This window comes from Corynebacterium uropygiale (genome assembly GCF_021568315.1).
Taxonomy (GTDB): Bacteria; Actinomycetota; Actinomycetes; order Mycobacteriales; family Mycobacteriaceae; genus Corynebacterium; species Corynebacterium uropygiale.
In genome coordinates this window covers 358,701-383,792 of sequence record NZ_JAKGSI010000003.1, presented here as the reverse complement: position 1 = coordinate 383,792, position 25,092 = coordinate 358,701, and the positions used below count along the sequence as shown (strand labels likewise).

21 protein-coding genes and 1 tRNA gene are annotated in these 25,092 nt (G+C 64.5%); 9 read left to right on the top strand and 13 right to left on the bottom strand.

Annotated elements, in window-relative coordinates; genetic code table 11:
- Positions 1–29: 29 nt before the first annotated feature.
- The 6 genes from L1O03_RS07665 to uvrA all read right to left on the bottom strand — a co-directional run bounded on the left by L1O03_RS07665 (position 30) and on the right by uvrA (position 5,659).
- The gene (locus L1O03_RS07665) at positions 30–452 is read right to left on the bottom strand and encodes a TM2 domain-containing protein (RefSeq protein WP_236119175.1); all 423 of its coding nucleotides are present in this window, start codon (positions 450–452) and stop codon (positions 30–32) included.
- Between the two features lie 167 nt (positions 453–619).
- Positions 620–1,003: a 50S ribosomal protein L20 gene (rplT, locus tag L1O03_RS07660; RefSeq protein ID WP_236119174.1), complete on the bottom strand. Its 384-nt coding sequence runs from the start codon at positions 1,001–1,003 to the stop codon at positions 620–622.
- Positions 1,004–1,054: 51 nt separating this feature from the next.
- Entirely contained in the window at positions 1,055–1,249 is a 195-nt protein-coding gene (rpmI, locus tag L1O03_RS07655) for a 50S ribosomal protein L35 (protein WP_236119173.1), read from the bottom strand.
- Between the two features lie 41 nt (positions 1,250–1,290).
- Positions 1,291–1,812, bottom strand: a complete 522-nt coding sequence (gene infC, locus L1O03_RS07650) for a translation initiation factor IF-3 (protein WP_338026141.1) — start codon at positions 1,810–1,812, stop codon at positions 1,291–1,293.
- A 288-nt stretch (positions 1,813–2,100) separates the two neighbouring features.
- Entirely contained in the window at positions 2,101–2,790 is a 690-nt protein-coding gene (locus tag L1O03_RS07645) for a hypothetical protein (protein WP_236119172.1), read from the bottom strand.
- A gap of 10 nt (positions 2,791–2,800) precedes the next feature.
- Complete coding sequence (gene uvrA, locus L1O03_RS07640) at positions 2,801–5,659, bottom strand: excinuclease ABC subunit UvrA (protein ID WP_236119171.1); 2,859 nt, start codon at positions 5,657–5,659, stop codon at positions 2,801–2,803.
- A 99-nt stretch (positions 5,660–5,758) separates the two neighbouring features.
- Here uvrA and L1O03_RS07635 point away from each other — a divergent pair, with 99 nt between their 5' ends.
- From L1O03_RS07635 to L1O03_RS07625, 3 genes are all read left to right on the top strand, one after another.
- Entirely contained in the window at positions 5,759–6,361 is a 603-nt protein-coding gene (locus L1O03_RS07635) for an MBL fold metallo-hydrolase (RefSeq protein ID WP_236119170.1), read from the top strand.
- Positions 6,362–6,439: 78 nt separating this feature from the next.
- Positions 6,440–7,351 carry a DoxX family protein gene (locus L1O03_RS07630; RefSeq protein ID WP_236119169.1) on the top strand — a complete coding sequence of 304 codons (912 nt, stop codon included), beginning with the start codon at positions 6,440–6,442 and terminating at the stop codon, positions 7,349–7,351.
- Positions 7,352–7,464: 113 nt separating this feature from the next.
- The gene (locus tag L1O03_RS07625) at positions 7,465–9,750 is read left to right on the top strand and encodes a HelD family protein (protein WP_236119168.1); all 2,286 of its coding nucleotides are present in this window, start codon (positions 7,465–7,467) and stop codon (positions 9,748–9,750) included.
- A 107-nt stretch (positions 9,751–9,857) separates the two neighbouring features.
- Here L1O03_RS07625 and L1O03_RS07620 read toward each other — a convergent pair whose 3' ends face one another.
- The 3 genes from L1O03_RS07620 to uvrB all read right to left on the bottom strand — a co-directional run bounded on the left by L1O03_RS07620 (position 9,858) and on the right by uvrB (position 13,025).
- Positions 9,858–10,301: a universal stress protein gene (locus L1O03_RS07620; RefSeq protein WP_236119167.1), complete on the bottom strand. Its 444-nt coding sequence runs from the start codon at positions 10,299–10,301 to the stop codon at positions 9,858–9,860.
- A gap of 69 nt (positions 10,302–10,370) precedes the next feature.
- Positions 10,371–10,823 (bottom strand): universal stress protein, encoded by a 453-nt coding sequence (locus tag L1O03_RS07615; protein WP_236119166.1) that lies wholly within the window; start codon positions 10,821–10,823, stop codon positions 10,371–10,373.
- Positions 10,824–10,913: 90 nt separating this feature from the next.
- A complete protein-coding gene (gene uvrB, locus L1O03_RS07610) occupies positions 10,914–13,025 on the bottom strand; it encodes an excinuclease ABC subunit UvrB (protein ID WP_236119165.1) in 2,112 nt (703 codons plus the stop codon).
- Positions 13,026–13,108: 83 nt separating this feature from the next.
- Between uvrB and L1O03_RS07605 the strand changes: the two genes are divergently transcribed.
- Positions 13,109–13,717 (top strand): hypothetical protein, encoded by a 609-nt coding sequence (locus L1O03_RS07605; RefSeq protein ID WP_236119164.1) that lies wholly within the window; start codon positions 13,109–13,111, stop codon positions 13,715–13,717.
- On the opposite strand, the gene coaE is transcribed toward L1O03_RS07605, so the two are convergent.
- The 4 genes from coaE to polA all read right to left on the bottom strand — a co-directional run bounded on the left by coaE (position 13,702) and on the right by polA (position 21,106).
- Entirely contained in the window at positions 13,702–14,304 is a 603-nt protein-coding gene (gene coaE, locus L1O03_RS07600; protein WP_236119163.1) for a dephospho-CoA kinase, read from the bottom strand. The genes L1O03_RS07605 and coaE overlap by 16 nt on opposite strands.
- A gap of 85 nt (positions 14,305–14,389) precedes the next feature.
- Entirely contained in the window at positions 14,390–16,519 is a 2,130-nt protein-coding gene (locus tag L1O03_RS07595; RefSeq protein WP_236119162.1) for a glucose PTS transporter subunit IIA, read from the bottom strand.
- A gap of 261 nt (positions 16,520–16,780) precedes the next feature.
- The gene (rpsA, locus tag L1O03_RS07590; protein ID WP_236119161.1) at positions 16,781–18,238 is read right to left on the bottom strand and encodes a 30S ribosomal protein S1; all 1,458 of its coding nucleotides are present in this window, start codon (positions 18,236–18,238) and stop codon (positions 16,781–16,783) included.
- Between the two features lie 240 nt (positions 18,239–18,478).
- Positions 18,479–21,106, bottom strand: a complete 2,628-nt coding sequence (polA, locus tag L1O03_RS07585; RefSeq protein WP_236119212.1) for a DNA polymerase I — start codon at positions 21,104–21,106, stop codon at positions 18,479–18,481.
- A 136-nt stretch (positions 21,107–21,242) separates the two neighbouring features.
- Here polA and L1O03_RS07580 point away from each other — a divergent pair.
- From L1O03_RS07580 to L1O03_RS07560, 5 genes are all read left to right on the top strand, one after another.
- Positions 21,243–21,316 (top strand) — tRNA-Leu (locus L1O03_RS07580).
- A 163-nt stretch (positions 21,317–21,479) separates the two neighbouring features.
- Positions 21,480–22,424: a DUF368 domain-containing protein gene (locus tag L1O03_RS07575; protein WP_236119160.1), complete on the top strand. Its 945-nt coding sequence runs from the start codon at positions 21,480–21,482 to the stop codon at positions 22,422–22,424.
- A gap of 33 nt (positions 22,425–22,457) precedes the next feature.
- Entirely contained in the window at positions 22,458–23,366 is a 909-nt protein-coding gene (locus tag L1O03_RS07570; protein WP_236119159.1) for an ABC transporter substrate-binding protein, read from the top strand.
- Between the two features lie 7 nt (positions 23,367–23,373).
- On the top strand, positions 23,374–24,315 hold the full coding sequence (locus L1O03_RS07565) for an amino acid ABC transporter permease (protein WP_236119158.1): 942 nt from the start codon (positions 23,374–23,376) through the stop codon (positions 24,313–24,315).
- Positions 24,316–24,317: 2 nt separating this feature from the next.
- Entirely contained in the window at positions 24,318–25,082 is a 765-nt protein-coding gene (locus tag L1O03_RS07560) for an amino acid ABC transporter ATP-binding protein (RefSeq protein WP_275949260.1), read from the top strand.
- Positions 25,083–25,092 lie beyond the last annotated feature (10 nt).

Sequence of the window (25,092 nt, the reverse complement as noted above, 5' to 3'; positions counted from 1 at the left end):
AACTGTCAACTCGCTCTTCGTTTGGGGTCCTAGGACGGGCCCTTCGTGTTGTAGCTGCCGACGTCGAGAAGGATGAGGATGAACTCGACAGTGACCCACACGACGAGCACCGGGACAGACACGAGGTGAATGATGGGAACAAACGTGGCGCCGAAGAGGACCAGCTGCCCTATGCCCCGCTCCCTATTCCCTAAATAAAAGTTGTGGATTCCGAACTGCCCGAGGAACAGCGCAAAAACGGCGGCGAGGACTTTGTTCTTCCCCGCCGCAGAAACCGGCTGCAGACCTCCCTGCTGCGACACGACGGGATAGTGCTGCTGAACACCGGGCTGCGGCATCCCTGGCTGCGCGAAGGGATCAGCAGACGGATCCTTCGCCGGCGCCCACTTCTTCTTCGCGGCCTGGCGCGGCAAACCGTCCTCATCATAGGGATCCTCGAAGGGGTTACCCACCCTCATCCTCCTTCACTCAGGTGCTCTCGGCCCTCCCCATCATAGAACAATGCCCGGACATGACCGGGGATCGTCGTTCCTCGCCGAGGGCTCACGCCCTGCCCTAGACAGCACAAACCCGTCCCCTCCCGTGGGAGGGAACGGGTCACGAGCTGACGCACTCGGCTTTAGGCAGCCTTCGGGGCGTTCACGTCCTCCGGCAGCGCAGCCTTCGCGGCCTCGCAAATGGCCGAGAAAGCCTGGAAATCGTTCACGGCGAGCTCGGCGAGGATCTTGCGGTCCACCTCGATGCCAGCCAGGCGGAGACCCTGGATGAGGCGGTTGTAGGTGATGCCGTTCATGCGGGCAGCGGCGTTGATGCGCTGGATCCACAGCTTGCGGAACTCACCCTTGCGGGCGCGACGGTCCCGGTAAGCGTAGGTCTTGGAGTGCACCCACTGCTCCTTGGCCTTGCGGTACAGGCGAGAACGCTGACCACGGTAGCCCTTAGCGGAGTTCAGGATCGTGCGACGCTTCTTCTTGGCGTTAACGGAACGCTTAACACGTGCCACTTCGTTACTTCCTTAATGTTCTTCGAGCGTATAGGGCAGGACAGATCAGGCTCAGGCCTTGCCGAGCAGACGCTTGACGCGCTTGGTGTCGGGCTGGGCAACATCCGTCGTGCCCTTGAGGCGACGAGTACGGGTGGAGGGCTTACCCTCGAGCAGGTGGCGGCGGTTAGCCCGCTCGCGACGCAGCTTGCCGGATCCGGTGATCTTCACGCGCTTGGCGGTGCCCTTGTGGGTCTTCTGCTTCATCGGTATTGAGTCCTTAATCCCGGTTCACCGGGGTTGCTTGCTTACTTCTTGCCCTTACGGACGGGTCCGAGCACCATGGTCATGTTGCGACCATCCTGCTTGGGCCGCGATTCGACGACGCCCACCTCGGCGACATCATCAGCCAGCCGCTCGAGGAGCCGGTAGCCCAGCTCCGGGCGGGACTGCTCACGGCCACGGAACATGATGGTCACCTTGACCTTGGAACCCTTCTCCAGGAACCGGACCACGTTCCCCTTCTTCGTCTCGTAATCGTGATCGTCGATCTTCGGACGAAGCTTCTGCTCCTTGACCACGGTCTGCTGCTGGTTCCGTCGAGCTTCACGAGCCTTCTGGGCCTGCTCATACTTGTACTTGCCGTAGTCCATGATCTTGGCAACCGGCGGCTTGGCCTTCGGCGCCACCTCTACCAGGTCAAGGTCGGCATCGTAGGCGAGCTTGCGAGCATCCTCAGTGCGGACGATCCCGACTTGCTCACCACTCGGCCCGACCAGACGGACCTCGGGAACTCGGATACGCTCATTGATGCGAGCTTCAGCGCTGATGTGGACTCCTCAGGTAGCAGGGTAAGAATTCACGTACCTCACCACAATCAGAGGTCCCCGGCACGGAAAAACCCGCGGCGTGGATGCCGCGGGAGATCTCCAGTGCCAAGCTAATGGCCGACCCGAATCATCACCCGAATCGCACTAACTCTTGACCCTGAGCCAACCGTGAAGGCGGCATGGGGTGGGAGGATCTCCTCTTGCGGCCCCGCGTTATGGAACACGAGGCGGTAGCGGGTACTTAATGTACCCACCCCTCCCCCCGCTGTCAAATCGACGCGCCGGGTCCTATCGCCCTGGTCCCGTGATGATGACCTGTGCCTGATCCCCTCCCGAGCACTCGATGTAGCCATGGCCGAGGCCCCGGCACGTCATCGTGTACCGCTGCCCCGTGACCGGGCTCCGCACAGTGAACTGCTGGACGTCCGTGTCCGGCATGCCAATGGCCGTGTTCGCCACTTCATTCGCAAACTCGCAGGAGGTGTTCGCGTTACCCGACCACACGCCCTGCGAGGCCAGGTGCCCGCACTGGGTTTGCCCGTCCTGGCCCACCGCAATGGGCGGAGCGGCCGGGCGCGGCGGCGGGTTCGGTTCGGCCGTCGTCGATGGCGCGCTCGAGGTGCGCGAGGAGGTCGGGTGGCTGCTGCGGGTGGAGGAGCTCGTCGACGAGGACGTTCGCGAGGAGGAGGAGGACGTCGAGGTTCGGGACGTCGTCGAGTGAGAGGAGGAGGCGGTCACCGTGCTCGTCGACGGGGCGACGGCGGCCGGGTCCTCGTGCTTATTTCCGTCGCCGGACAGCCATGCCCAGACAGCCCCCGCCAGCGCTAGCGCGATAATCACGAGGATTACAACGATGATGATCGGCCCTACGGTCCCCTGGCGCTTCATGTAGCGCTGCCCTTCTGCCTGGTCCCAGGGGTTGTCTTCGCTGGGGATCGGGAAGGACTCGGTGTTCGGGTTCTCGTCTCTCGGGGACATAGGCTTCAGACTATCTCACGTCGAGAAGCTCGGCGAGGAACTGCCCGGTGTAGGACCCGGGCTCCCGGGCGACGTCCTCGGGGGTGCCCTGGGCCACGACGGTGCCGCCTCCCGAGCCGCCCTCGGGGCCCATGTCGATAATCCAGTCCGCGGCTTTGATGACATCCAGGTTGTGCTCGATGATGAGCACCGTATTCCCCTTGTTTACCAGGCCCTGGATGACGAGCATGAGTTTGCGGATGTCCTCGAAGTGCAGTCCCGTGGTGGGCTCGTCGAGGATGTAGATGGTTCGCCCGTTGGAGCGTTTTTGCAGCTCGGAGGCCAGCTTGACACGCTGGGCCTCGCCGCCAGACAGCGTCGTGGCGGACTGCCCGAGACGCACGTAGCCGAGACCGACGTCGACGAGGGTGTTGAGGTAGCGGTGGATGGCGGTGATGGGCTTGAAGAATTCGGCCGCCTCGCTGATGGGCATGTCGAGGACCTCGGCGATGTTCTTGCCCTTGTACTTCACCTCGAGGGTCTCGCGGTTGTACCGGGCACCATGGCAGACCTCGCAGGGGACATAGACGTCCGGGAGGAAGTTCATTTCGATCTTGATGGTGCCCTCGCCGCGGCAGGCCTCGCAGCGACCGCCCTTGACGTTGAAGGAGAAACGGCCCGCCTTGTAGCCGCGAACCTTCGCCTCGGAGGTCTCCGCGAAGAGCGTGCGAATCTTGTCGAACACGCCCGTGTACGTCGCGGGGTTCGAGCGCGGGGTGCGCCCAATCGGCGACTGATCGACCTGGACCAGCTTGTCGAGGTTCTCCATCCCCTCGACCCTCTGCGCCTTCCCGGGCACGAGGCGCGCGCGGTTGAGCTCGTTGGCCAGGTTCTTCGCGAGCACCTCGTTGACCAGGGTGGACTTCCCGGAACCGGAGACGCCCGTCACGCACACCAGCACGCCCAGCGGAATGCTCACGTCAATGTCCTGGAGGTTATTCTCCCGCGCCCCGCGGATGGTGAGCATCTTCTCCCGATCGATGGGACGCCGCTCCTCCGGGACGCCGAGCACACGCCGGCCCGAGAGATACGCCCCCGTGAGCGACTCCTCCGTCTCGAGGATCCCCGCGGGCTCGCCCTGGTAGACGATCTCCCCGCCGTATTCGCCCGCTCGCGGGCCGACGTCGACGAGGTAATCCGCCGCGCGGATGGTGTCCTCATCGTGCTCGACGACGATGAGCGTGTTGCCAATGTCCCGCAACCGCTTCAGCGTCTCGATGAGCCGGTGATTATCGCGCTGGTGGAGTCCGATCGACGGCTCGTCGAGAACATAGAGAACACCTGCCAGGCCGGAACCGATTTGCGTGGCCAGACGAATGCGCTGGGCCTCCCCGCCCGACAGGGTGCCGGCCGCGCGATTGAGGGTGAGGTAGTTGAGGCCGACGTCGAGAAGGAAGTGGAGGCGGGCCTGAATCTCCTTAAGGACCGCGCCCGCAATCATTTCCTCGCGCGGGCCGAGGACCAGGGAGTCAAGGAACTCCGAGGCCTCCTCAATGCTCAGCTCACACAGCCCCGCGATGGACTTCTCCCCGTGGGACGTCGACGCCAGCCTTACGGCAAGGATCTCCGGCTTGAGCCGGGTCCCCTCGCACGTCGGGCAGGGCACTTCCCGGGTATAGGAGAGCAGCCGCTCCTTCTGAGAATCCGTGTCGGCGTTCTCCAGCTTGCGGTACATGTACCCCATGACGCCCTCGAAGGGCGCCGTCCAGCTGCGCTGCCGGCCAAAGCGATTGCGGTAGCGGACGTGCACCTCGGTGCTGGTGCCGTGGATGAAGTCGTGCTGGTGCTGCGCGCTGAGCGCGGAGAAAGGCGCGTGGGAGTCCACGCCCATCGCGGCGGCAAATCCGTCCACAAGCTTCTCGAAGTAGCGGTGATTGGGGCTCGACTTCCACGGTTGGACGCACTGGCGCAGCGGGGCCTCGGGATCGGGGATGATGAGCTCCTCGTCGACCACCGTGCGAGTCCCGAGGCCATCACAATCCGGGCACGCACCATAGGGCGAGTTGAAGGAGAAGGCCCGCGGTTCCAGCTCATCAACGTGGAGTGTGTGGCCGTTGGGGCAGGCCATCTTCTCCGAGAAACGCATGATACGGCGAGGATCGTCCTCGTCGAGCCCCACGAACTCGAGGACGACGACGCCGTCGGCGAGCGCCAGGGCCGTCTCGATGGAATCGGTGAGGCGCTGCCGCTGGCTCTGCTTGACCTGGAGGCGATCCACGACCACGTCGATATCGTGCTTGATCTGCTTCTTGAGGGTCGGCGGATCCGAGAGCGGGTACACCTCCCCATCCACCCGCACGCGCGCGTAACCCTGCGCCGCGAGATCCTGGAAGAGGTCGACAAACTCGCCCTTCCGGGTCCGCACGACGGGAGCCAAGACCTGGAACTTCAGCCGCTCCTCCAGCTCTAGAACCTGGTCGACAATCTGCTGCGGGGTCTGGCGACTCACTGGCGCATCACACACCGGACAATGCGCGGTGCCGGCCCGCGAAAACAGCAGGCGAAGGTAGTCATAGACCTCGGTGATGGTGCCCACCGTCGAGCGCGGGTTGCGGTTGGTGGACTTCTGGTCGATGGATACAGCGGGGGATAAACCGTCGATGAAATCGACATCCGGCTTGTCCATCTGCCCGAGGAACATGCGGGCATAGGAGGACAGGGACTCGACGTACCGCCGCTGCCCCTCAGCGAAAATTGTGTCGAATGCCAGCGAGGACTTCCCCGAGCCACTCAGCCCCGTAAAGACCACGAGCGCATCACGGGGGATGTCAATATCCACCCCTTTGAGATTGTGCTCCCGGGCACCACGGACAATGAGGCGATCTGCCACGCTATCTGCTCCCACCTTGGAAAAAATCTACTTCATCGAACATAGCAACGATTGGCCCGCACTGCATAGTTCCCGCCGCCTCCCGTACGCTGGTGAGGCATGACGAACACTCTCTCACTCCAGCACGTCTCCGTCTCCTCGATGGACAACAACTGCTACCTCCTCTGCGCGGGCGGCGAGGGCCTCCTCATCGACGCCTCCGACGACGCCCCGCGTCTGCTCCAACTCGCGGAGGACGCGGGAGTCCGCATCACCGGGGTTCTTACCACCCACCGGCACCACGACCACGTCCGCGCCCTCCGCGAGGTTCTCGACGCCACCCACGCCACGCACTGGGCTTCCTTCCTCGACGCGCCCGCCCTCCCCGTGGCTCCCGACGTCGAGCTCCACCACGGCGATACCCTGGACTGGAATGGATTCTCCTTCCCCGTCATGATTCTCCGGGGCCATACCCCCGGTGGCCTCGCCATCGCAGCCGAGATTGATGGGGAGACCCACCTGTTCGTGGGAGATAGCCTCTTTCCCGGCGGCTTAGGAAAGACAACGAGCGAATCGGACTTTGTCCGCCTCTTTGAGGATGTCAAAGAGCGGATTTTCGAGAAATACCCAGATGAGGCCATCGTTCACCCCGGTCACGGGGACTCCACTACACTCGGCGCCGAGCGTCCGCACCTCGCCGAGTGGTGGGAACGCCGGTGGTAAAAGCTATCTTTCCGTGATAGTCGCGTACGATTACAGAGAAGGCCATATTCGCGCACCGAGTTAGGAGCGAACAGACACATGATTCGGAAGATTGCACGCCCGATGCTCGCATCGGCCTACATCGTCGATGGCGTTGACACCCTCGTAAACGTCGATGCCCACGTCGAAGGCACCGAGCAGGTCCTCAAGCGCGTGCGTTCCCTGCTGCCCCGCAAGTACGCTAAGCAGCTCCCCGAGGACCCGAAGCTCGTCGCCCGTGCTGTGGGCGGCACCAAGGTGGGCGCGGCCTCCGCGTTGGCGCTTGGCAAGGCTCCGCGCCTCGCCGCCGGCACCCTCACCGTTCTCACTATCCCGACCATCCTCGCCCGCCACGCCTTCTGGGAGACCCAGGAGGAGGAAGAGAAGAAGGCGCGCAAGCAGGGATTCCTCACGAACGTCGCCCTCCTGGGCGGCCTCGCCATCACCTCCCTCGACACCGAGGGCCGTCCGGGCCTCAAGTGGCGTGCCTCCAAGGCCGTCCAGCAGGCGCTGCCGACTAAGTCCGAGACCGAGAAGTTCCAGGCCAACGCCAAGGAGTTCTTCGCCGACGCCTCCGACAAGGCCTCCGATTACGCCTCCACCGCCCGCGACTACATCGAGGACAACAAGGAGGACTGGATCGACACCGTGAAGTCCAGCGCCTCGAGCCTCAGCGACAAGGTTCAGGACCTCACCGAGTCCGCCCGCGACTACATCGAGGACAACAAGGAGGACTGGCTCAAGAGCGCCAAGGACAACTCCGAGACGGCCCGGAAGCACGTCGTCAAGGTGGCCTCCAAGGCCCAGGATCGCGCGGACTCCGCGCTGTCCACCGCCCAGAAGAAGGCCGACAAGAAGCTCAACTCCCGCAGCGCCAAGCGCGCTCAGAAGAAGGCCCAGAAGCTGCAGAAGCACGCTGACAAGGCCCTGAAGAAGGCTCAGAAGAAGCTCGCCGACAAGTTCGACTTCTAAATCCTGCGCCTCGAGCCCCGTCCACGCTGCACCCATGCAGCGGGTGGCGGGGTTTTCCTTATCTGTTCTACGCTGAGAGGTCTATGCGTCGCGACGGAGGACACCAGAACACCATGAGTGAGCAGCACAACCATGCAGCGGAGAGCACGGACGATGTGGCCCGTGAACAGGCCTATGTCAACAGCCTCTTCGCCCGACTCGACGCCGAGGTCGAGCACGCCACGGAGCGGCTGCGGGCCGTGCAGCTCAACACGGATCCTGCGAACCCGGCGGCGGAGGCCCTCGTCCAGCGTGAGACCGAATACCATGCGCTGAACGCCAGGCTGGATAAGCTCAACCTCGCGCAGCTCGGGCTCGTCTTCGGGCGCATCGACATCACCGCCGATGAACCCGAGAGCATCGACAACCCCGTTCCCGGGCAGCCGGGGATGGACCGCCGCTACATCGGCCGCATGGGGCTCGACGCCCGGGAGGAGCACTATCGGACGCTGCTCCTCGACTGGCGCGCGCCCATGGCGCGCCCCTTCTACCTGGCGACCACCGCCCACCCCGAAGGCGTCACGCTCCGCCGCCACATCCGGACCCATGGGCGGACCGTCACGTCGGTGGATGATGAATACCTCTCCGGCGCTGAGGCCGGGACGCAGCGAGGCGGCGTCGGCACCGAATCCACCCTGCTCCACGCGCTCGACGCCGCGCGGACCGGCCACATGCATGACATTGTGGAGACCATCCAGCAGGAGCAGGACGACATTATCCGGGACCCCTCGCGAGGCGTGATGATCGTGGAGGGCGGGCCCGGAACGGGGAAAACGGCCGTGGCGCTTCACCGCGTCGCCTACCTCATGTACACGTGGCGGGAACAGCTCTCGCACACGGGTGTGCTCATCATCGGGCCGAACCGCACCTTCCTCGACTACATCTCGCACGTCCTTCCGGAGCTCGGGGAAACCGGCACGGTGCTCTCCACAGTGGGCGACCTCTTCCCCGGGGTCCACGGGACGGCGGAGGAGAGCCTGCTCGTGCGTGAGATCAAGGGCTCGGAGGAAATGGCGACGATCCTCAAAGAAGATGTGCGCCGCTACGAGACCCTCCCCGCCGGCGAGCGCGACTACGTGGTCGAGGGGATCACCCTGCGGCTCAGCCCCGCCATGGTGAAGGCCGCGCGCACCCGAGCCCGTCGCTCCCGGAAGCCCCACAACCTCGCACAGGCGATCTTCCGCGACACGCTGCTCGAGGAACTCGCGCGGCACATGGCGGAGAGGATCGGGAGCGACCCGCTCGGCGGCGCGAACCTCCTCAGCGGGGCCGACGTCGACCAGCTCCACGACGACCTCGCGGATGAGCCCATCATCCAGGAGCTCGTCGAGGAGTTCTGGCCCGAGCTCGACCCACCGAGCGTGCTCCGCGCCCTGCTGGAGGATCGCGAGCGCATCGCCCGCGCTGCCCATGCCTACGACGAGGAGACCCAGGAGGCGTTGTATCGCGCGCCCGGCTCCGAGTGGGCGCCGAGCGACGCCGCCCTCCTCGACGAACTCGCCGTGCTCATCGGGGCCGCCGATCCCGAGGAGGAGCGCCGACGCTCCGACGAAGAATGGCGCGCCCAGGTCACCGAGGCCCAAGAGGCGCTCGATATCCTCACCGGCTCGGCCAATACCGACACAGATGACGAGGACTTCGAAGCCGAGATCCTCAGCGCCCACGACGTCATCGACGCCGAGACGCTCGCCAGGCGCCAGCAGGTCCGCGATCGCCGGACCACCGCGCAGCGAGCCCGCAGCGACTACACCTGGGCGTATGGGCACGTCGTCGTCGACGAAGCGCAGGAGCTCTCCCCCATGGAATGGCGCATGGTCATGCGGCGCTGCCCCTCGCGGTGGATGACGATCGTTGGGGATACCGCCCAGACCGGCTCCCCCGCCGGCGTCGACGCGTGGTCCGAGACCCTGGCGCCCTTCGTTCAGCGCCGCTACCGGCACCATGCCCTCACCATCAACTACCGGACCCCGCGCGCGATCAGCGACTATGCCCAGCGGGTTCTCTCGATCATCGATCCGGAGGCGCCGACGGCCACCCCAGTCCGCGATGTCCCGGACGCCCTCCGCTTCTACCCCGAGGACACCGATCCCGCCGAGCTCCTGACCCAGCTGCGCTCGGAAGACCCCGAGCGGCTCGTGGCGGCCATCGGGGCCACCGCGGAGGGGGAGGTCCAGCCCGTCGAGCTCATCAAGGGCCTGGAGTTTGACCACGTCGTGCTCGTGAGGCCGCAGGAGATCGTCGAGCACTCCCCACAGGGCTGGCAGGACCTCTACGTCGCGATGACGCGGGCCACGCAGAGCCTTAGCATCATCGGGGACGTGCCGGACGACCTGCGAGAGGCCGCGGAGGCCAACGACTAGGACGCCCGCGTGCATGCCAAAGGCCCGGGATCTTCTCGGACAGATCCCGGGCCTCCAGTGCGGAGGGCACTTGCGGCAGGCGCCCTCCTATCCTTGTGCGGATTCTCCTACTTGACCGTGTGGACGATCATGACATCGCAGTCCGACTGACGAGCCACATCCGCTGGGACGGAGCCCAGGAGACGGCCGGTCAGGGAGTTGATGCCGCGGTTACCGACGACGAGCAGGTCAGCGTCGTTGTCATTGACGATGGCCATGAGCGCCTGCACCGGGGTGCCGGCGCGGAGCTCGGTCTTCACCTTCGTGACTCCGAACTTCTCCGCGTGGGCGGAGGCGGTCTCCAGGTTCTTCTGGGCGGTCTCATCACCGACGACGGTGACGGAGTCCTGACGCAGGGTCTTGGAGGCTTCCTCCTTGGTCTCATAGTAGGCCGAGCCCACAATCAGCGTGGCGTCGAAAGCAGACGCAATGCGCGCCGCCCGCTCCACCGCAAGCAAAGAGGAATTGGAACCATCAGTTCCGACGACGATCGTCGAATAGCAGTCGCTCATAAAGCCTTCCCTCGAAGAAATCTTTGATGTCGGATGTCGCTCATTCTAGCAATGGGTAGTCTACGCGCGTCAGGGATGTTTTTCCGTGTTGACGAGCATCACATCCACGTTCGCGTGGCGCGCCACCCCGGTGGGAATATTGCCAAAAACGCGGCCCGCCAGCGTCTTCACACCGCGGTTTCCCATGACAAGGAGCTCAATGCCGGACTCCTCGACGGCGTGCAACAAGACGTCAACGGGCGAGCCCTCCTTCGCGAGGACCTCAATCTTCTGCGCCCCCTCACCCTGGGCGACCCTCCGCGCCTCGGCGAGGAATTCCTGGGCGCGCTCGTCGCTGATGACCGGGATGGACGTCGAGCCCTTACCATGGGGCGCGTCCAGGAGGGACCCCGAGTTTCCGTAGAAGGCGCAGACGATCGTGAGCTCCGCGCCATAGGCCTGGGCCAGGCTCGCTGCCGTGGCCACCGCCTTCATCGATTCCGCCGAGCCATCGGTTCCGACGGCAATCCTCGAGTACTTCACCTTGCCTCTTTCTGTCCTGTGCGCGGCGGGTGGGTGATCCCGCCACAGTCCCATCACACTGTTTTACCAGGATTGACCGAGCGTAGCCGCTTACATCCCCATATCCTCGAGGCCGCGTCGTTCCTTCTTCAAATCCGCGATTTCATCGCGCAGACGCCCCGCCAACTCGAACTTCAGCTCGCGAGCCGCCTCGCCCATCTGGGCGGTGAGATCGTCGATGAGCTGCTGGACCTGCTCCGCCGGCATGCCCGAGATGTCCCGACGCTCCCCGCCACTGCCGGCCACCGCCGCGTCGCCGCGCTCGCCCGAGGTGGGTTCCTCTCCCCTGTTCTCGTGGACCTGGTCGAGGATGTCAGCGATCTTCTTGCGCAGCGGCTGCGGGTCGATGCCGTGCTCCTCGTTATAGGCGATCTGCTTCTCGCGGCGGCGCTCCGTCTCATCAATGGCGTAGCGCATGGACTCGGTGACGGTGTCCGCGTACATGATGACCTCGCCCGACACGTTGCGCGCGGCGCGTCCGATCGTCTGGATGAGTGAGGTGGAGGATCGCAGGAAGCCCTCCTTGTCCGCGTCGAGGATCGCGACGAGCGACACCTCCGGGAGATCCAGGCCCTCGCGCAGGAGGTTGATGCCGACGAGCACGTCGTACTCCCCCAGGCGCAGCTGCCGAAGGAGCTCGACGCGCTGGAGCGTATCAATATCCGAGTGGAGATAGCGGACCCGAATGCCCATGTCGAGCAGGTAATCCGTAAGGTCCTCCGCCATCTTCTTCGTCAGCGTCGTAACGAGCACCCGCTCGTCCTTGTCCGTGCGCTGGCGGATTTCCTCGATGAGGTCATCAATCTGGCCCTTCGTGGGCTTCACGGTCACCTTGGGATCAACGAGCCCCGTCGGGCGAATAATCTGCTCGACGAACTCCCCGCCGCTCGCGGTGAGCTCATAATTCCCCGGGGTGGCCGACATATACACGGTCTGCCCCACGCGATCCTCAAATTCATCCCAGGTGAGCGGGCGGTTATCGAGGGCCGAAGGCAGGCGGAAACCGTGCTCGACGAGGTTCCGCTTTCTCGACATATCCCCCTCATACATCCCACCGATCTGGGGAACGGTGACGTGGGACTCGTCGATAATCGTGAGGAAATCCTCTGGGAAATAATCAATGAGGGTCGCCGGGGCGGAGCCCGCCTCGCGGCCATCAATATGCCGAGAATAATTCTCAATCCCCGAACAGAATCCCACCTGCTGAATCATCTCAAGGTCGTATTCCGTCCGCATCCGCAGGCGCTGAGCCTCCAGCAGCTTCCCACGATTTTCGAGCTGAGCCAGGCGCTCCTCCAGCTCCTTTTTAATATTCTCGATGGCCTTCTCCATCCGCTCCGGACCAGCCACATAATGGGTGGCCGGGAATATCCTCAACTCATTCACCGAGCGCACGACATCCCCCGTCAGCGGGTGAATGTAGTACAGGGCGTCGATTTCATCCCCGAAGAACTCCACCCGCACGGCCAATTCCTCATAGGCCGGAATGATGTCCACCGTGTCTCCCTTTACCCGGAAGGCGCCGCGGGTAAAGGCCACATCATTGCGGTCATATTGGATATCCACGAGGACTCTTAAGAACTGATCACGCTCGACTTCCTCGCCCACGCGGAGCACAAGTGAGCGGTCCAGATAGGACTGCGGGGTACCCAGGCCATAAATGCAGGACACAGAGCTCACCACCACGACGTCGCGTCGTGATAACAGGGCGGATGTTGCGGAGTGGCGGAGGCGTTCGACGTCCTCATTGATAGAGGAGTCTTTCTCGATATACGTATCCGTCTGGGCGATATACGCCTCAGGCTGGTAATAATCGTAATAGCTGACGAAATACTCCACGGCATTATGCGGAAGGAGCTGACGGAGCTCATTGGCCAGCTGGGCCGCCAACGTCTTATTCGGCGCCATAACCAGCGTAGGGCGCTGCTGCTGTTCAATGAGCCACGCGGCGGTGGCGGACTTACCGGTACCCGTCGCGCCCATGAGAACGACGTCCCGCTCCCCTCGTCGCAGGCGTTCATCCAGTTCCTTGATGGCGGTGGGCTGATCCCCTGAGGGCTGGTACTCCGACTCGACGCGGAACGTCCCCTCGGTACGCTCCACCTCGCCCACCGGACGGAACTCTGAATAGGACAACACCGGATGTTCAGCAGCAAAAGCCATGGCTACTAGGGTACGCGTTCACCCGCGCACATCCCCACGCGCACTCGTTGGTACGTTCAATGAATCACGCCTAACCTGGACCCATGAGATTCACCACGCCTCCACGTATCTGCGTCGCCGCCGCAGGCATCAGCATGCTTGTCCTCACGGGCTGCTCCGGCGAATCCTCCCCCGCCACCACGAGCACCAGCACCGTCACGACGACGCCGTCCTCCTCTCACTCGACCCCGGATGCACCATCCACCTCAAGCGCCGCGGACAACTCCCCCGCAGCCGCCCCATCCAGCACCTCTGCCCCAGCCGGCCCAGAGGACACCAGCACCCCGGCGGACCCCGCCCGATTCGCGGCGTCGGCACTCTTCCCGGAGCAACCGGGCCTCATGTTCACCACCACGCGCGGAGACTATTGCGAGATGCACCCCGCGGGGCCCGATCAGCCTCAGGCGCAGACTCTCTGCCGGCTGAACGCCAGTACCTCCACCGCCAACGCGCTGCGCCTCAGCCCGACCTCCGGTGGGGTGGCGGAGGTCAACCGACCCCTCGGCGCCTTCGAAGGCACGCAGGTGCTCGAAGCCGGTCAGTCCCTCACGTTCGAGGGGATGACATGCACCGTCACCCCCGAGGTCGACATCCACTGCACGGCCGGTGAGCACCACATCCGCGTCGGCGTGGACGACTACGAGGCGTACTGATCGATCCTCTCAAGGAGGGCATCGATGGCGGGCTCAAGGTCCGCGATGGCGCCATTGTTATCGATGACGACGTCCGCTGCGGCTCTCCTTTCGCCGTCGCTGGCCTGGGCCGCCATGCGCCGACGCACGTCCTCCTCCGCCAGTCCTCGTGTCTGGACGAGGCGGCGGATCCGCTCCGCCCGGTCGACCTCCACCACGACAACGAGGTCCATGTCCTTATCGTGCCCATTCTCGATGAGCAGGGGCATGTCGTAGACCACCGCCCGTTCCCCGCGGGCGGCCGCCTCCGCGAAGCGACGGGCCGTTTCCTCCGTGATCCGCGGGTGTGTGATCTGGTTGAGAACGGCCGTCTCCTCCGGCGCCGCGAAAGCGAGGCGGGCAAGCTCAGGGCGGTTGAGGTGGCCGTCGTCGCCAATAATCCCCTCACCGAAGTGGGCGACGAGCTCGGCGAATGCGGGCTGGTCGGGTTCGACGATGTCGCGGGCGATCTGATCGGCGTCGATAACGGTGAGCCCCCGCTCGCGCAGGAGCGCCGAGACCGTGGATTTTCCGCTGCCGATTCCTCCCGTCAGTCCAATTGTCAGCATGCCACCCATGATAAATGGCTCCCCCACCACAGATGGTGAGGGAGCCACACGGGGGAGGGTCGCGAACGACCCCAGGGTTATTCGGTTATTCGCCGGACGGGGCGGTGAGGGTGAGGATGTGATCCCCCTCGGCAACGGTGGAGCCGCTCACGCCCTCGACGGAGGCGAACTTCTTCGTGTTCGTCACGATGATCGGGGTGATGTCCGGGTAGCCGGCCTCGTGGATCTTCTGGCGGTCGAAGGTGATGAGGGTATCGCCCGCCTTCACCTTCTGCTTGCGCTCGACGTGGACGGTGAAGCCCTCCCCGCCCATCTGGACGGTGTCGATGCCAATGTGGATGAGCAGATCGATGCCGTTATCCAGGCGAAGGCCCACCGCGTGACCGGTCTTCTGCGCGGCAAGGACCGTGGCGTCAGCGGGAGCGACGATGGTGTTCCCGCTCGGCTTAATGGCCACGCCCTGGCCCAGCGCGCCGCCGGCGAAGGCGGGGTCCGGGACCTCGCTGAGGCTCACGACCTCGCCGGCCAGCGGGGCGCCGACCTGCGTCGTGGCGCCCGGCTCGAGGGCGGTCTTGACCGGCTTGGCCTGGGTGGCCGTCGCCGTCGCGCCGGCAGCACCGGCAGCGCCAGCAGCGCCAGCAGCCCCGGCCCCAGCGGCAGCGCCAGCGGCGGGAGCGGCCGCTGCGGAGTCCGTGTCGTTGAGGGCGGTGACGCGCTCATCCTCGGCAGAGCTGGCGTCGGCACGCTCGGCCTCCATCTGCGCGAGCATGGCTTCCTTCTCCTCCGGGGTGCGGTAATCGAGGAAGAAGGTGAGGAAGAAGGACGTGGCAAACGCGACGACGATGGCGAGCACGTAGCCACCAATCGGGTCCATGGCGCCCACTGTGAGCACCGAGGTGAAGACGAAGGCGTGGGCCTTGATTCCGAAGAAGCCAGCGACGACACCGCCGAGGAAGCAGCCCGGGAGCAGGCGGTAGTAGGAGCGGCGGTAGCGCAGGAGCACACCGTAGAGGGAGGGCTCGGAAATACCGCCGAGGAGGCCGGCGAAGACGCCACCAGCGGACACCTGCCGCATCTGGGGGTTGTGCTCCTTGACGGAGAGGAAGAACACGGCGCTAATCACACCGAAGCAGGCGAAGTTCCACGCACCCATGGGGCCCTGGATGACGTCGTAGCCAGCCGGGCTATTGAGGCTCACGATCATGATCGCGTTGAGCGGCCAGTGCAGGCCCAGCGGGACGAGGAACGGGTAGAGCAGAGGAATCACGATGCCGAGGACCCACGGCGAGAAGTCATTGATGGCGTAGAGCATCGTGGCGATGCCATTACCCGCCTTGAGACCGATCGGGCCCACAACGAAGGCGGTGAACGGGATCATGATGAGCAGGGAGAAGAAAGGCACGAAGACCATCTGCACCGCGCCCGGGATGATCTTCTTCAGACCCTTCTCCACGAAGTAGAGGAACACCGCCGCGAAGATCGGCGGGAAGACCTGTCCGCCGTAGTCGCTGATGTACATGGGCAGGTGGAAGACCTCGGTCTTGAAGGCCGACTGGCCCTCAACGTTGGTGGCGATCTCCTGCGCGCTCTCCTTCATGCCCATAAACTCCGGGGTGAAGAGAGCGGCGGGGATGGCAGCGCCCACCCACTCATTGGCGCCGAGCTTCCGCGCCGCGGTGGCGCCCACCATAATCGGCAGGAAGTAGAAGACCGAGCGCCACATGGCGTGGAGGAACTGGAACGTCGGCGGCTGCTCCGTCATCTCCTGGCGGAAGTCCTGGACACCCGCGGTGTCGAGGAGAACGAGGATGGTGATGATGAGCGACGCACCCAGCAGGGCCCACAGAACCGGGCGGAAGGTATCCGACAGGAACTCGAAGCAATAATCCACCCAGCTGTACTTGCCGCGGACGCCGCCGTATTCCTTCTTCGAGGAATCCTTCGCGGCCGCCTTCTTCTCACCCATCCCGGGGAGAGCGTTAATGCTCTGGTAGTACTCCGCTACACCTCCCCCCATGATGATCTGCAGGCCTGTGCTCCCCTGCTTCACCACACCGAGCACCGCCGGATCCGATTCCAGGGCCTCGATATCAGCCTTGGCCTGGTCTGCCAGCTGGAAGCGCAGACGGGTTGCGCAGTGCGTGAAGGAGGTGACGTTCTGTGGACCACCGATGTGGTCCAGGATGTGTTGCGACGTAGTTGTCGTCGACGCCATGTGGACACCTTTCCATCCATGACACGGGGAGCACGAGATACACGTGTCCCCTTCTCAGAGTGAACAGATGCCACCCGCGCGACAACGAACAATTGTTCCCGAGAGAGTGGTTTCTGTTCCCGACGTGTCGATTATACGTCGTGCCAAACAGAAAGTCACAGGGTAATGTGTCCGTTTATGCCCGAATGGAATGAGATTTAAAACACAGAAAACCCGGGGCGTCGCGTGGACGCGCCCGGGTTGGGGTGAGAGCCGAGGGGCTTAGTTGCCGGTCAGCTTCTCACGGAGAGCGGCGAGCTGCTCGTCGCTGGCGAGGGTGCCGGCGTGAGCGGACTCGTTGTTGTAGGAGGAAGCTGCACCCTCATCGGACTCGGAGGAGTAGTTGGCTTCCTGCTCGGCGGCCTCCGCGGCGGCCGCACGGTGACGCTCAATCTGAGCAACGTGGAGCTGGTAGCGGTGCTCCGCCTCGGCGTAGCGGGTCTCCCACTCGCGCTGGGCGTCCTCGTAGCCCTCCATCCACTCGTTGGTCTCCGGATCGAAGCCCTCGGGGAAGATGTAGTTGCCCTGCTCGTCGTAGGAGTCGGCCATACCGTACTTGGTCGGGTCGAACTCCTCGTTGAAGTCGGCATCCGCCTGCTTGAGGGAGAGGGAGATGCGACGACGCTCGAGGTCGATGTCGATGACCTTGACCATGACCTCTTCGCCCACGTTGACGATCTGGTCCGGCACGTCCACGTGGCGCTGAGCCAGCTCGGAGATGTGGACGAGGCCCTCGATGCCCTCCTCGACGCGAACGAAGGCGCCGAACGGAACGAGCTTGGTGACCTTGCCCGGGACGATCTGGCCCACGGCGTGGGTGCGGGCGAAGACGCGCCACGGATCTTCCTGGGTGGCCTTGAGGGACAGGGACACGCGCTCACGGTCGAGATCGACGTCGAGAACCTCGACGGTGACCTCGTCGCCCACGGTGACAACCTCAGACGGGTGGTCGATGTGCTTCCAGGACAGCTCGGAGACGTGAACCAGGCCGTCGACCCCACCGAGGTCGACGAAAGCGCCGAAGTTGACGATGGAGGACACAACGCCCTTGCGAACCTGGCCCTTCTGCAGCTGGTGCAGGAACTCGGAGCGGACCTCGGACTGGGTCTGCTCGAGCCAGGCGCGGCGGGACAGCACGACGTTGTTGCGGTGCTTGTCCAGCTCGATGATCTTGGCCTCCAGCTCCTGGCCGATGTAGGGCTCGAGGTCGCGGACGCGACGCATCTCCACCAGGGATGCCGGGAGGAAGCCGCGGAGTCCGATGTCCAGGATCAAGCCGCCCTTGACGACCTCGATGACGGTACCGGTAACCGGCTCGTCCTTCTCCTGAAGCTCCTCAATAGCACCCCAGGCACGCTCGTACTGCGCACGCTTCTTGGAGAGAATGAGGCGGCCTTCCTTGTCTTCCTTGGTCAGCACCAGCGCGTCAATCTGATCGCCGACCTCGACGACCTCTTCGGGATTGACATCGTGCTTGATGGAAAGCTCGCGGGAGGGAATAACACCCTCAGTCTTGTAGCCGATGTCGAGCAGAACTTCGTCGTGATCGACATTGACGACGGTACCTTCGACGATGTCGCCATCATTGAAGTACTTGATGGTGGCATCGACTGCGGCGAGGAAGTCCTCAGCGGAACCGATATCGTTGACGGCTACCTGAGGGGTTTGAGAGTTGGGCATATGGTTAGTGCTCCGAGTTGGATAGGAAATCGTTGCGGACAGAGTGCGTGTCTCTCAGACTGCCCCTGACGTGGGCTTTTCTGATCCCGATTAGGCGCGCTTCCACCTCCTATCGCGATGGACACACGCCGTCTCACGGACACGTGGGCCTAACACTACCCATCTCGACCTGCTAATTCAACTGGAACACGAGGGAAGATCGGCAGTGTGCGAACTTTCACATCGGCCCCTCTCTGAGGCCTAATCGTGGGCCGCATCGTGCCAGTTTGCACCCATGCCCACGGAGACCTCCAGCGGCACCCGGAGCGCGATGGCGCTATCCATCTCCCGCTCGACGATCTCCCGCACCTTTTCCTTCTCTCCCGGAGCGACCTCGACGACCAGCTCGTCATGCACCTGGAGGAGGACCCGGGAACTCAGCGCAGCCTCGGACAGGGCGCGGTCCACCCGGATCATCGCCACCTTAATGATGTCCGCCGCTGTTCCCTGGATGGGCGCGTTGAGCGCGGCGCGCTCGGCATTCTCCCGGGCCACGCGGTTCGTGGAACTCAGCTCGGGCAAGTAGCGGCGCCGGCCGAAGAGGGTGCTGGTGTAGCCGTCCAGGCGGGCCTGGTGAACCACCTGCTGGAGATAGCTCTGCACCCCGCCGAAGCGCTCAAAGTAGCTCTCCATGATGGACTTGGCTTCCTTCGCTGGAATATCCAGCTGCTGGGAGAGCCCGTAGGCGGAGAGCCCATAGGCCAGGCCATAGGACAGCGCCTTGACGCGGCGGCGCAGCTCCGGGGTGACGCCGTCGATCGGGACGTCGAACACCTGGGAACCGACGTAATTATGGAGGTCTTCCCCGGATTGATAGGCGTGGATGAGCCCGGCGTCCTCGGACAGGTGCGCCATGACCCGCATTTCAATCTGCGAGTAGTCCGCAGTGAGGAGGGTGTCATAGCCCTCGCCCACGGTGAAGGCCGAGCGGATCTTCCGGCCCGCCGCCGTGCGCACCGGGATGTTCTGGAGGTTGGGGTCTGTGGAGGAGAGGCGTCCCGTCGTCGTGATCGTCTGATTGAAGGTGGTGTGGATGCGGCCATCGGGTCGCACGGCGGCGATGAGTCCCTCGATGGTGCTCTTCATCTTGGAGTATTCGCGGTGCGCGAGGAGGTGATCGAGGAAGGGGTGCGGGTGCTGCACCGCGAGCTGCTCGATCTCCTTCGCCGCGGTGGAGTAGCCGGTCTTGGTCTTCTTCGTCTTGGGGAGCTCGAGCTTTTCGAAGAGCACAGACTGCAGCTGCTTGGGGCTTGAGAGATTGAGGGTGGGCTCGTCGACGAGGTTCCTGGCCTCCTCCACCTCCTGATCGACGGCCGCCACGTACTCCTCCAGCAGCTCCTCAAGGACGTCGAGGCGCACCGCAATACCGGCGTTCTCCATTTCGCCGAGGATGCTCGCGAGGGGAAGCTCCAGGTCAGCGTAGAGCTCATAGGCGTTGATCTCCTGCAGCTCGCGGGAGAGCGCCTCGACGAGTTGCAGGACAGCCAGCGCCTTCGCGGCGAGCTCGCGGGCCGCTGAGCCGTCGTCGAGAAGGGAGAGCTGCCCGGACTCCTCCCCCTCCCGCTCCCAGTGGCGCTGGAGATGGCGCTGGTAGATGGTCTCCAAAGAGTACGTGCGCTGCCCCGGCCGGAGGAGATAGGCCGCGAGGAAGGTGTCCTGCGCCACACCGCGTAGCGTGATGCCCCGCCCGCGCAGCATGTGGGCGGCGGCCTTGGAGTCATGGACATAGAGCGGGGTGCCGGATTCGAGGCGCTCGACGAGCGCCGTCTCCTCCGCTGCGCTGAGCTCCTCAAGCTCGACGACGATGGCACGGCGCTCCTCATCGAGGAGCGCGAGCACCCGCGCGTCCCCCTCGGCGGGGTCGGGGTTCCCCTCGACGACCATGGCCAGCGGGCGATCCTTCCGTGCCCGGAGGAAGTCCTCGAGGCTCTCGTCCACGAGCTCAGCGTGGGGCTCATCCTCCTCCGCAGCGCTGGGGTCCTCCCCCGGCGCCATGATGCTAAGGAGGCGTTCGCGCAGGTGGGTGCCGAATTGGAGCTCGTCGAAGAGGGTGGCGACGGCGTTGCGATCGACCTCCCCGAGGAGAGCTCCGTCGGGGCCGATCGGGAGATCGAGGTCGCGGATCATCTGGGTGAGGTAGCGGTTGAGGCGCACCTGCTCGATGCTCTCCCGGAAGTTGTTGCCCACCACGCCTTTGATTTCATCGGCGTGCTCGATGAGGGCGTCGAGGCTGCCATAGGTGCTAATCCACTTGGTGGCGGTCTTTGGGCCGACCTTCACCACGCCCGGGAGATTATCCGAGCTGTCCCCCCGCAGCGCCGCCATGTCCGGGTATTGGGTGGGGCTCACCCCGTAGCGCTCCTCGACGGCGGCCGGGGTGTAGCGGCGGAGGTTGGACATGCCGCGCTCCGGGTAGAGCACCGTCACGTCGTCGGTGACGAGCTGGAGGTAATCGCGATCGCCCGTGACAATGAGTGTGTCAAAGCCCTCCGCCTCGGCGCGGGTGGCGAGGGTGGCGATGATGTCATCGGCTTCAAAATTCTCTTTCTCGAGCCACTGGACGCCCAGGGCGTCGAGAACCTTCTTGAGGAGATCCACCTGCCCATGGAACTCCTCCGGCGTGGCGTCCCGCTGGGCCTTGTACGCCGGGAATTTCTCCGAGCGGAAGGTGGTGCGCCCCACGTCAAAAGCCACCGCGACGTGCGTGGGCTCTTCCTCGCGAAGGATCCCGCTGAACATGCTGAGGAAGCCGTAGACGGCGTTGGTGTGCTGGCCGCCCGACGTCATGAAGTTCTCGGCCCGGAGCGCATAAAAGGCGCGGAAGGCCATGGAGTGTCCGTCGATGAGGAGGAGTCGTTGGGGTTGAGTCTTCTCAGTCACGTGTCCCGAGTGTAGGCGAGTGTGACGCTGCTCCCCACGATGTGGAGTTTGGCGGGGCATCGGCTATGCTAATCCGAGTGACTCCGCCCCAGTAGCCCAATTGGCAGAGGCAACGGATTCAAAACCCGTCCAGTGTGAGTTCGAGTCTCACCTGGGGCACTCAACCGACGACGTCGTGCCGCCGGTGCACGGATGAGGTGCACCGGCGGTGTTTTTATCGTTTTTGTCCGACGTGTATCCGACAAAACGCCCCCGTGTGTACCCGTGGGCCCCTCCCCCATCCGCCGCGTGGATTCCGCATCCATTCCCAGTGAAGGAACTCATGAGTATCTCTCCTCCCCGCGTGTCTCTTCTGTCTGTTGTCCTCAATGTCCTCCGCGGCGTCCTCATTGGGATGGCGGAGCTCGTCCCCGGGATCTCCGGCGGGACGGTGGCGCTCGTGGTCGGGATTTATGAACGAGCCCTGCACGCCGCTCACGCGCTGCTCCACTGCGCCAAGGTGCTTCTTCGCCGACCCTCCGAGTTCAAGGACGCTGCGCGGGCGGTGGACTGGGGGCTGCTCCTGCCCGTGGGGATCGGCATGGCGGGCGCGGTCTTCTCGCTCTCCTCGGTCCTCCACGCCTTCGTCACCCACCATCCGGAGACGAGCCGGGGGCTCTTTTTTGGCATGGTGCTCATGTCCCTCGCCGTACCACTCAGCATGATGGCCTGGCGGGTTCCTCGACGACGGCAGGCGCTCTACGGGCTGATCATCCTCGTGGGGGCTGCCCTCGCCTTCCTCTCGACGAGCCAGGTCTCGGAGCCGCACGCTCATCCCCCGCTCATTGCCATCTTCTTCGCTGCCTCGGTGGCGGTGTGCGCGCTGGTTCTCCCCGGGGTATCCGGCTCCCTCGTGCTCCTGGCGATGGGTCTCTACGCCCCGGTGATGGCAGCCGTCTCGGCGCGCCATGTGCCCACCCTGCTCGCCTTCGCGGCCGGCGCTCTGCTGGGGCTCGCACTCTTCGTCCGTGTGCTGGACTACCTCATGACCAGGTATCGCGACCTCACCCTCGCCGCCATGGGCGGGCTCATGCTGGGCTCGCTGCGCGCGCTGTGGCCGTGGCAGGATGAGTCCGGGGCGCTCAGCGGGCCGCAGGACCCCGTCGCGCTGCCCGTCCTCATGGTGGCCGTCGGCATGGGCGTGGTGCTTCTGGTCATCGCGGCGGAGAAGTGGGGCCTGGCCCGCGCCGGGAGCACGGCCGCACCAAGCGAGAAACACCCGTCTTAAGTTTTTCTCAAGGCGGCTATTAGACTCTTCATCATGACATTCTCGCGCCCTGTTCTCCGCCCGGCGCTAGGGATTCTCCTCTCCGCAACGCTCCTCACGGGGTGCGTCACCAATCATGAGACGGGAAACCCCGAGGGCTGGGAACCTATCACTCCCGCGGCCGTCGACGAGATCGCCGCGATGGTACCCCCAGAGATCTCCGCCAAGGGCTATCTCACCATGGGGACGAACCCGCCTTTCGCTCCCTTCGAGTTTAAGGACTCGGAGGGAAACATCATCGGCCTGGAGATCGACCTCGGGCGCGCGCTCGCCTCCGTCATGGGGCTGGAGCTCCGCCCTGTCGAGCAGGACTTCTCGAAGATCCTCCCCGCGGTGTCCGCCGGCACGATCGACTTCGGTGGCACGGGCTTCACCGATACCGAGGAGCGGCGAGCCAACTATGACTTCGTCAATTCCCTCTATGCCGGCGTGCAGTGGGCGCAGCAGACCGGCGACCACGTCGATCCCAACAATCCGTGCGGGCTGACCGTCGCGGTCCAGCGGACCACCGTCTCCGAGACCGACGACGTCCGTCCCAAGGCTGAGCAGTGCCTCGCCGAGGGCAAGGAACCGATCGAGGTCTTGGCCTATGACACCTCGGACAACGCGGCGACGGCCCTGGTCCTCGGCCGGGCTGACGCGCTGTCCGCCGACTCCCCGGTGACCTCCTGGGCGATCGAGCGGGCGAACGGGAAGATCGAGACCACCGGAGAGATGTTCCAAGCCGCGCCCTATGGTTATGCCGTGCCCAAGGGGTCTCCCCTGGGCCCGGCCCTCGGCGCCGCCATGCAGCACCTCATTGATACCGGCGAGTACGCCCGCCTCCTCCAACAGTGGAACATCCACGAGGGCTACTTAGACCGCGCCCTCATCAACGAACAGCCGCTCGGAACGAAGGATTAACGGAAACATGCAGGACACTCCGAACCCTCCCCAGCCTCAGCCCATCCAGGCCAAACCCCTTCGCCACCCGGGGCGTTGGATCGCCGCCGCGATCATCGTCGCGCTGCTCGCGTGGTTCATTATCTCTGCCCTCAACAACGAGGCCTATGGGTGGTCCACCTACGCCGCCTACCTTTTTGACACGCGGGTGGCCACGGCCGCCCTGCACACTCTGGCGCTCACGGTGCTCGCGATGCTCATCGGCGTGGTGCTTGGCGTGCTCGTCGCGGTCATGAGGATGTCCCCCAACGTGCTGCTCAAGACCGTGGCGTGGGCATACCTCTGGATTTTCCGTGGCACCCCGATTTATGTGCAGCTCGTCTTCTGGGGCCTGTTGGGCTCCATCTACCAGAGCCTCAACCTGGGCTTCACCGAGATTGACCTGCAGGATCTCCTGTCCAACATGTTCCTCCTCGCGGTCATCGGCCTCGGGCTCAACGAGGCGGCCTACATGGCGGAGATCGTTCGCTCCGGTATTCAGGCCGTCCCGGCCGGGCAGATGGAGGCCTCCCAGGCCCTCGGTATGAGCTGGTGGCTCACCATGCGCCGCACCGTGCTGCCGCAGGCGATGCGGATCATCATCCCGCCGACGGGAAGCGAGCTCATCTCCATGCTGAAGACCACCTCCCTCGTCGTCGCCGTTCCGTACACGGCGGAGCTCTACGGACGCAGCATTGATATTGCGAACTCGCTCTTCCAACCCGTCCCGCTGCTCCTCGTCGCCGCGACGTGGTACCTCTTCATCACCTCGCTGCTCATGGTGGGCCAGTACTTCCTGGAGAAGCACTATGATCGCGGGGCCAGCCGCGAGCTGACCGGGCGGCAGCTCGCCGCCCTCACCGACGCCGAAGGCGCCGTTCCCCACAACGTCACCATCGTGTCCACCCCGCCGAAGAAAGGGAGCCACTAAGCATGTCCACCCCCATGATTGACTGCCAGCAGGTCTGCAAGTCCTTCGGCCCCCAGCAGGTCCTCAAGGGCATTGATCTCCAGGTTCCCCAGGGCACCGTGACCTGCCTCATCGGCCCCTCCGGTTCCGGCAAGTCCACGCTCCTGCGCTGCGTGAATCACTTGGAGAAGATCACCGCTGGCCGGCTATACGTCGACGGCGAACTCATCGGCTACAAGGAGCGCAACGGTACGCTTTACGAGATCTCCGCGAAAGAGGCCGCCAAGCAGCGCGCGGACATCGGGATGGTCTTCCAGTCCTTCAACCTCTTCCCCCACCGCACGGCGCTGGAGAACATCATCGAAGCGCCCATTCACGTCAAGGGCATCGGCCGGAAGGAGGCTGAGGACAAAGCTCGCGTCCTCCTGGCCGAGGTGGGCCTCGAGCACAAGGCGGATGCCTACCCCGCCCAGCTCTCCGGCGGGCAGCAGCAGCGCGTCGCCATCGCGCGGGCGGTGGCCATGGAGCCCAAGCTCATGCTCTTCGATGAGCCGACCTCCGCGCTGGACCCGGAGCTCGTGGGCGAGGTTCTCCGCGTCATGCGCAACCTGGCGGAGCAGGGAATGACGATGCTCGTCGTCACCCACGAGATCGGCTTTGCCCGCGAGGTGGCGGACACCGTCGCCTTCATGGATGGCGGGGTCATCGTGGAGGCGGGAGATCCACGCAGCGTCATCGATCACCCCACGCACGAGCGGACCCGGACCTTCCTGTCCAGCCTCCTCTAGGACAAGTTAG

What these genes read in the sequence shown, in the direction of transcription:
- rpmI (WP_236119173.1), bottom strand. Translation starts at nt 1,249, where the DNA reads ATGAAGCAGAAGACCCACAAGGGCACCGCCAAGCGCGTGAAGATCACC.
- L1O03_RS07645 (WP_236119172.1), bottom strand. Translation starts at nt 2,790, where the DNA reads ATGTCCCCGAGAGACGAGAACCCGAACACCGAGTCCTTCCCGATCCCC.
- L1O03_RS07635 (WP_236119170.1), top strand. Translation starts at nt 5,759, where the DNA reads ATGACGAACACTCTCTCACTCCAGCACGTCTCCGTCTCCTCGATGGAC.
- L1O03_RS07630 (WP_236119169.1), top strand. Translation starts at nt 6,440, where the DNA reads ATGATTCGGAAGATTGCACGCCCGATGCTCGCATCGGCCTACATCGTC.
- L1O03_RS07625 (WP_236119168.1), top strand. Translation starts at nt 7,465, where the DNA reads ATGAGTGAGCAGCACAACCATGCAGCGGAGAGCACGGACGATGTGGCC.
- L1O03_RS07620 (WP_236119167.1), bottom strand. Translation starts at nt 10,301, where the DNA reads ATGAGCGACTGCTATTCGACGATCGTCGTCGGAACTGATGGTTCCAAT.
- uvrB (WP_236119165.1), bottom strand. Translation starts at nt 13,025, where the DNA reads ATGGCTTTTGCTGCTGAACATCCGGTGTTGTCCTATTCAGAGTTCCGT.
- L1O03_RS07605 (WP_236119164.1), top strand. Translation starts at nt 13,109, where the DNA reads ATGAGATTCACCACGCCTCCACGTATCTGCGTCGCCGCCGCAGGCATC.
- coaE (WP_236119163.1), bottom strand. Translation starts at nt 14,304, where the DNA reads ATGCTGACAATTGGACTGACGGGAGGAATCGGCAGCGGAAAATCCACG.
- L1O03_RS07595 (WP_236119162.1), bottom strand. Translation starts at nt 16,519, where the DNA reads ATGGCGTCGACGACAACTACGTCGCAACACATCCTGGACCACATCGGT.
- rpsA (WP_236119161.1), bottom strand. Translation starts at nt 18,238, where the DNA reads ATGCCCAACTCTCAAACCCCTCAGGTAGCCGTCAACGATATCGGTTCC.
- polA (WP_236119212.1), bottom strand. Translation starts at nt 21,106, where the DNA reads ATGGCCTTCCGCGCCTTTTATGCGCTCCGGGCCGAGAACTTCATGACG.
- L1O03_RS07575 (WP_236119160.1), top strand. Translation starts at nt 21,480, where the DNA reads ATGAGTATCTCTCCTCCCCGCGTGTCTCTTCTGTCTGTTGTCCTCAAT.
- L1O03_RS07570 (WP_236119159.1), top strand. Translation starts at nt 22,458, where the DNA reads ATGACATTCTCGCGCCCTGTTCTCCGCCCGGCGCTAGGGATTCTCCTC.
- L1O03_RS07565 (WP_236119158.1), top strand. Translation starts at nt 23,374, where the DNA reads ATGCAGGACACTCCGAACCCTCCCCAGCCTCAGCCCATCCAGGCCAAA.
- L1O03_RS07560 (WP_275949260.1), top strand. Translation starts at nt 24,318, where the DNA reads ATGTCCACCCCCATGATTGACTGCCAGCAGGTCTGCAAGTCCTTCGGC.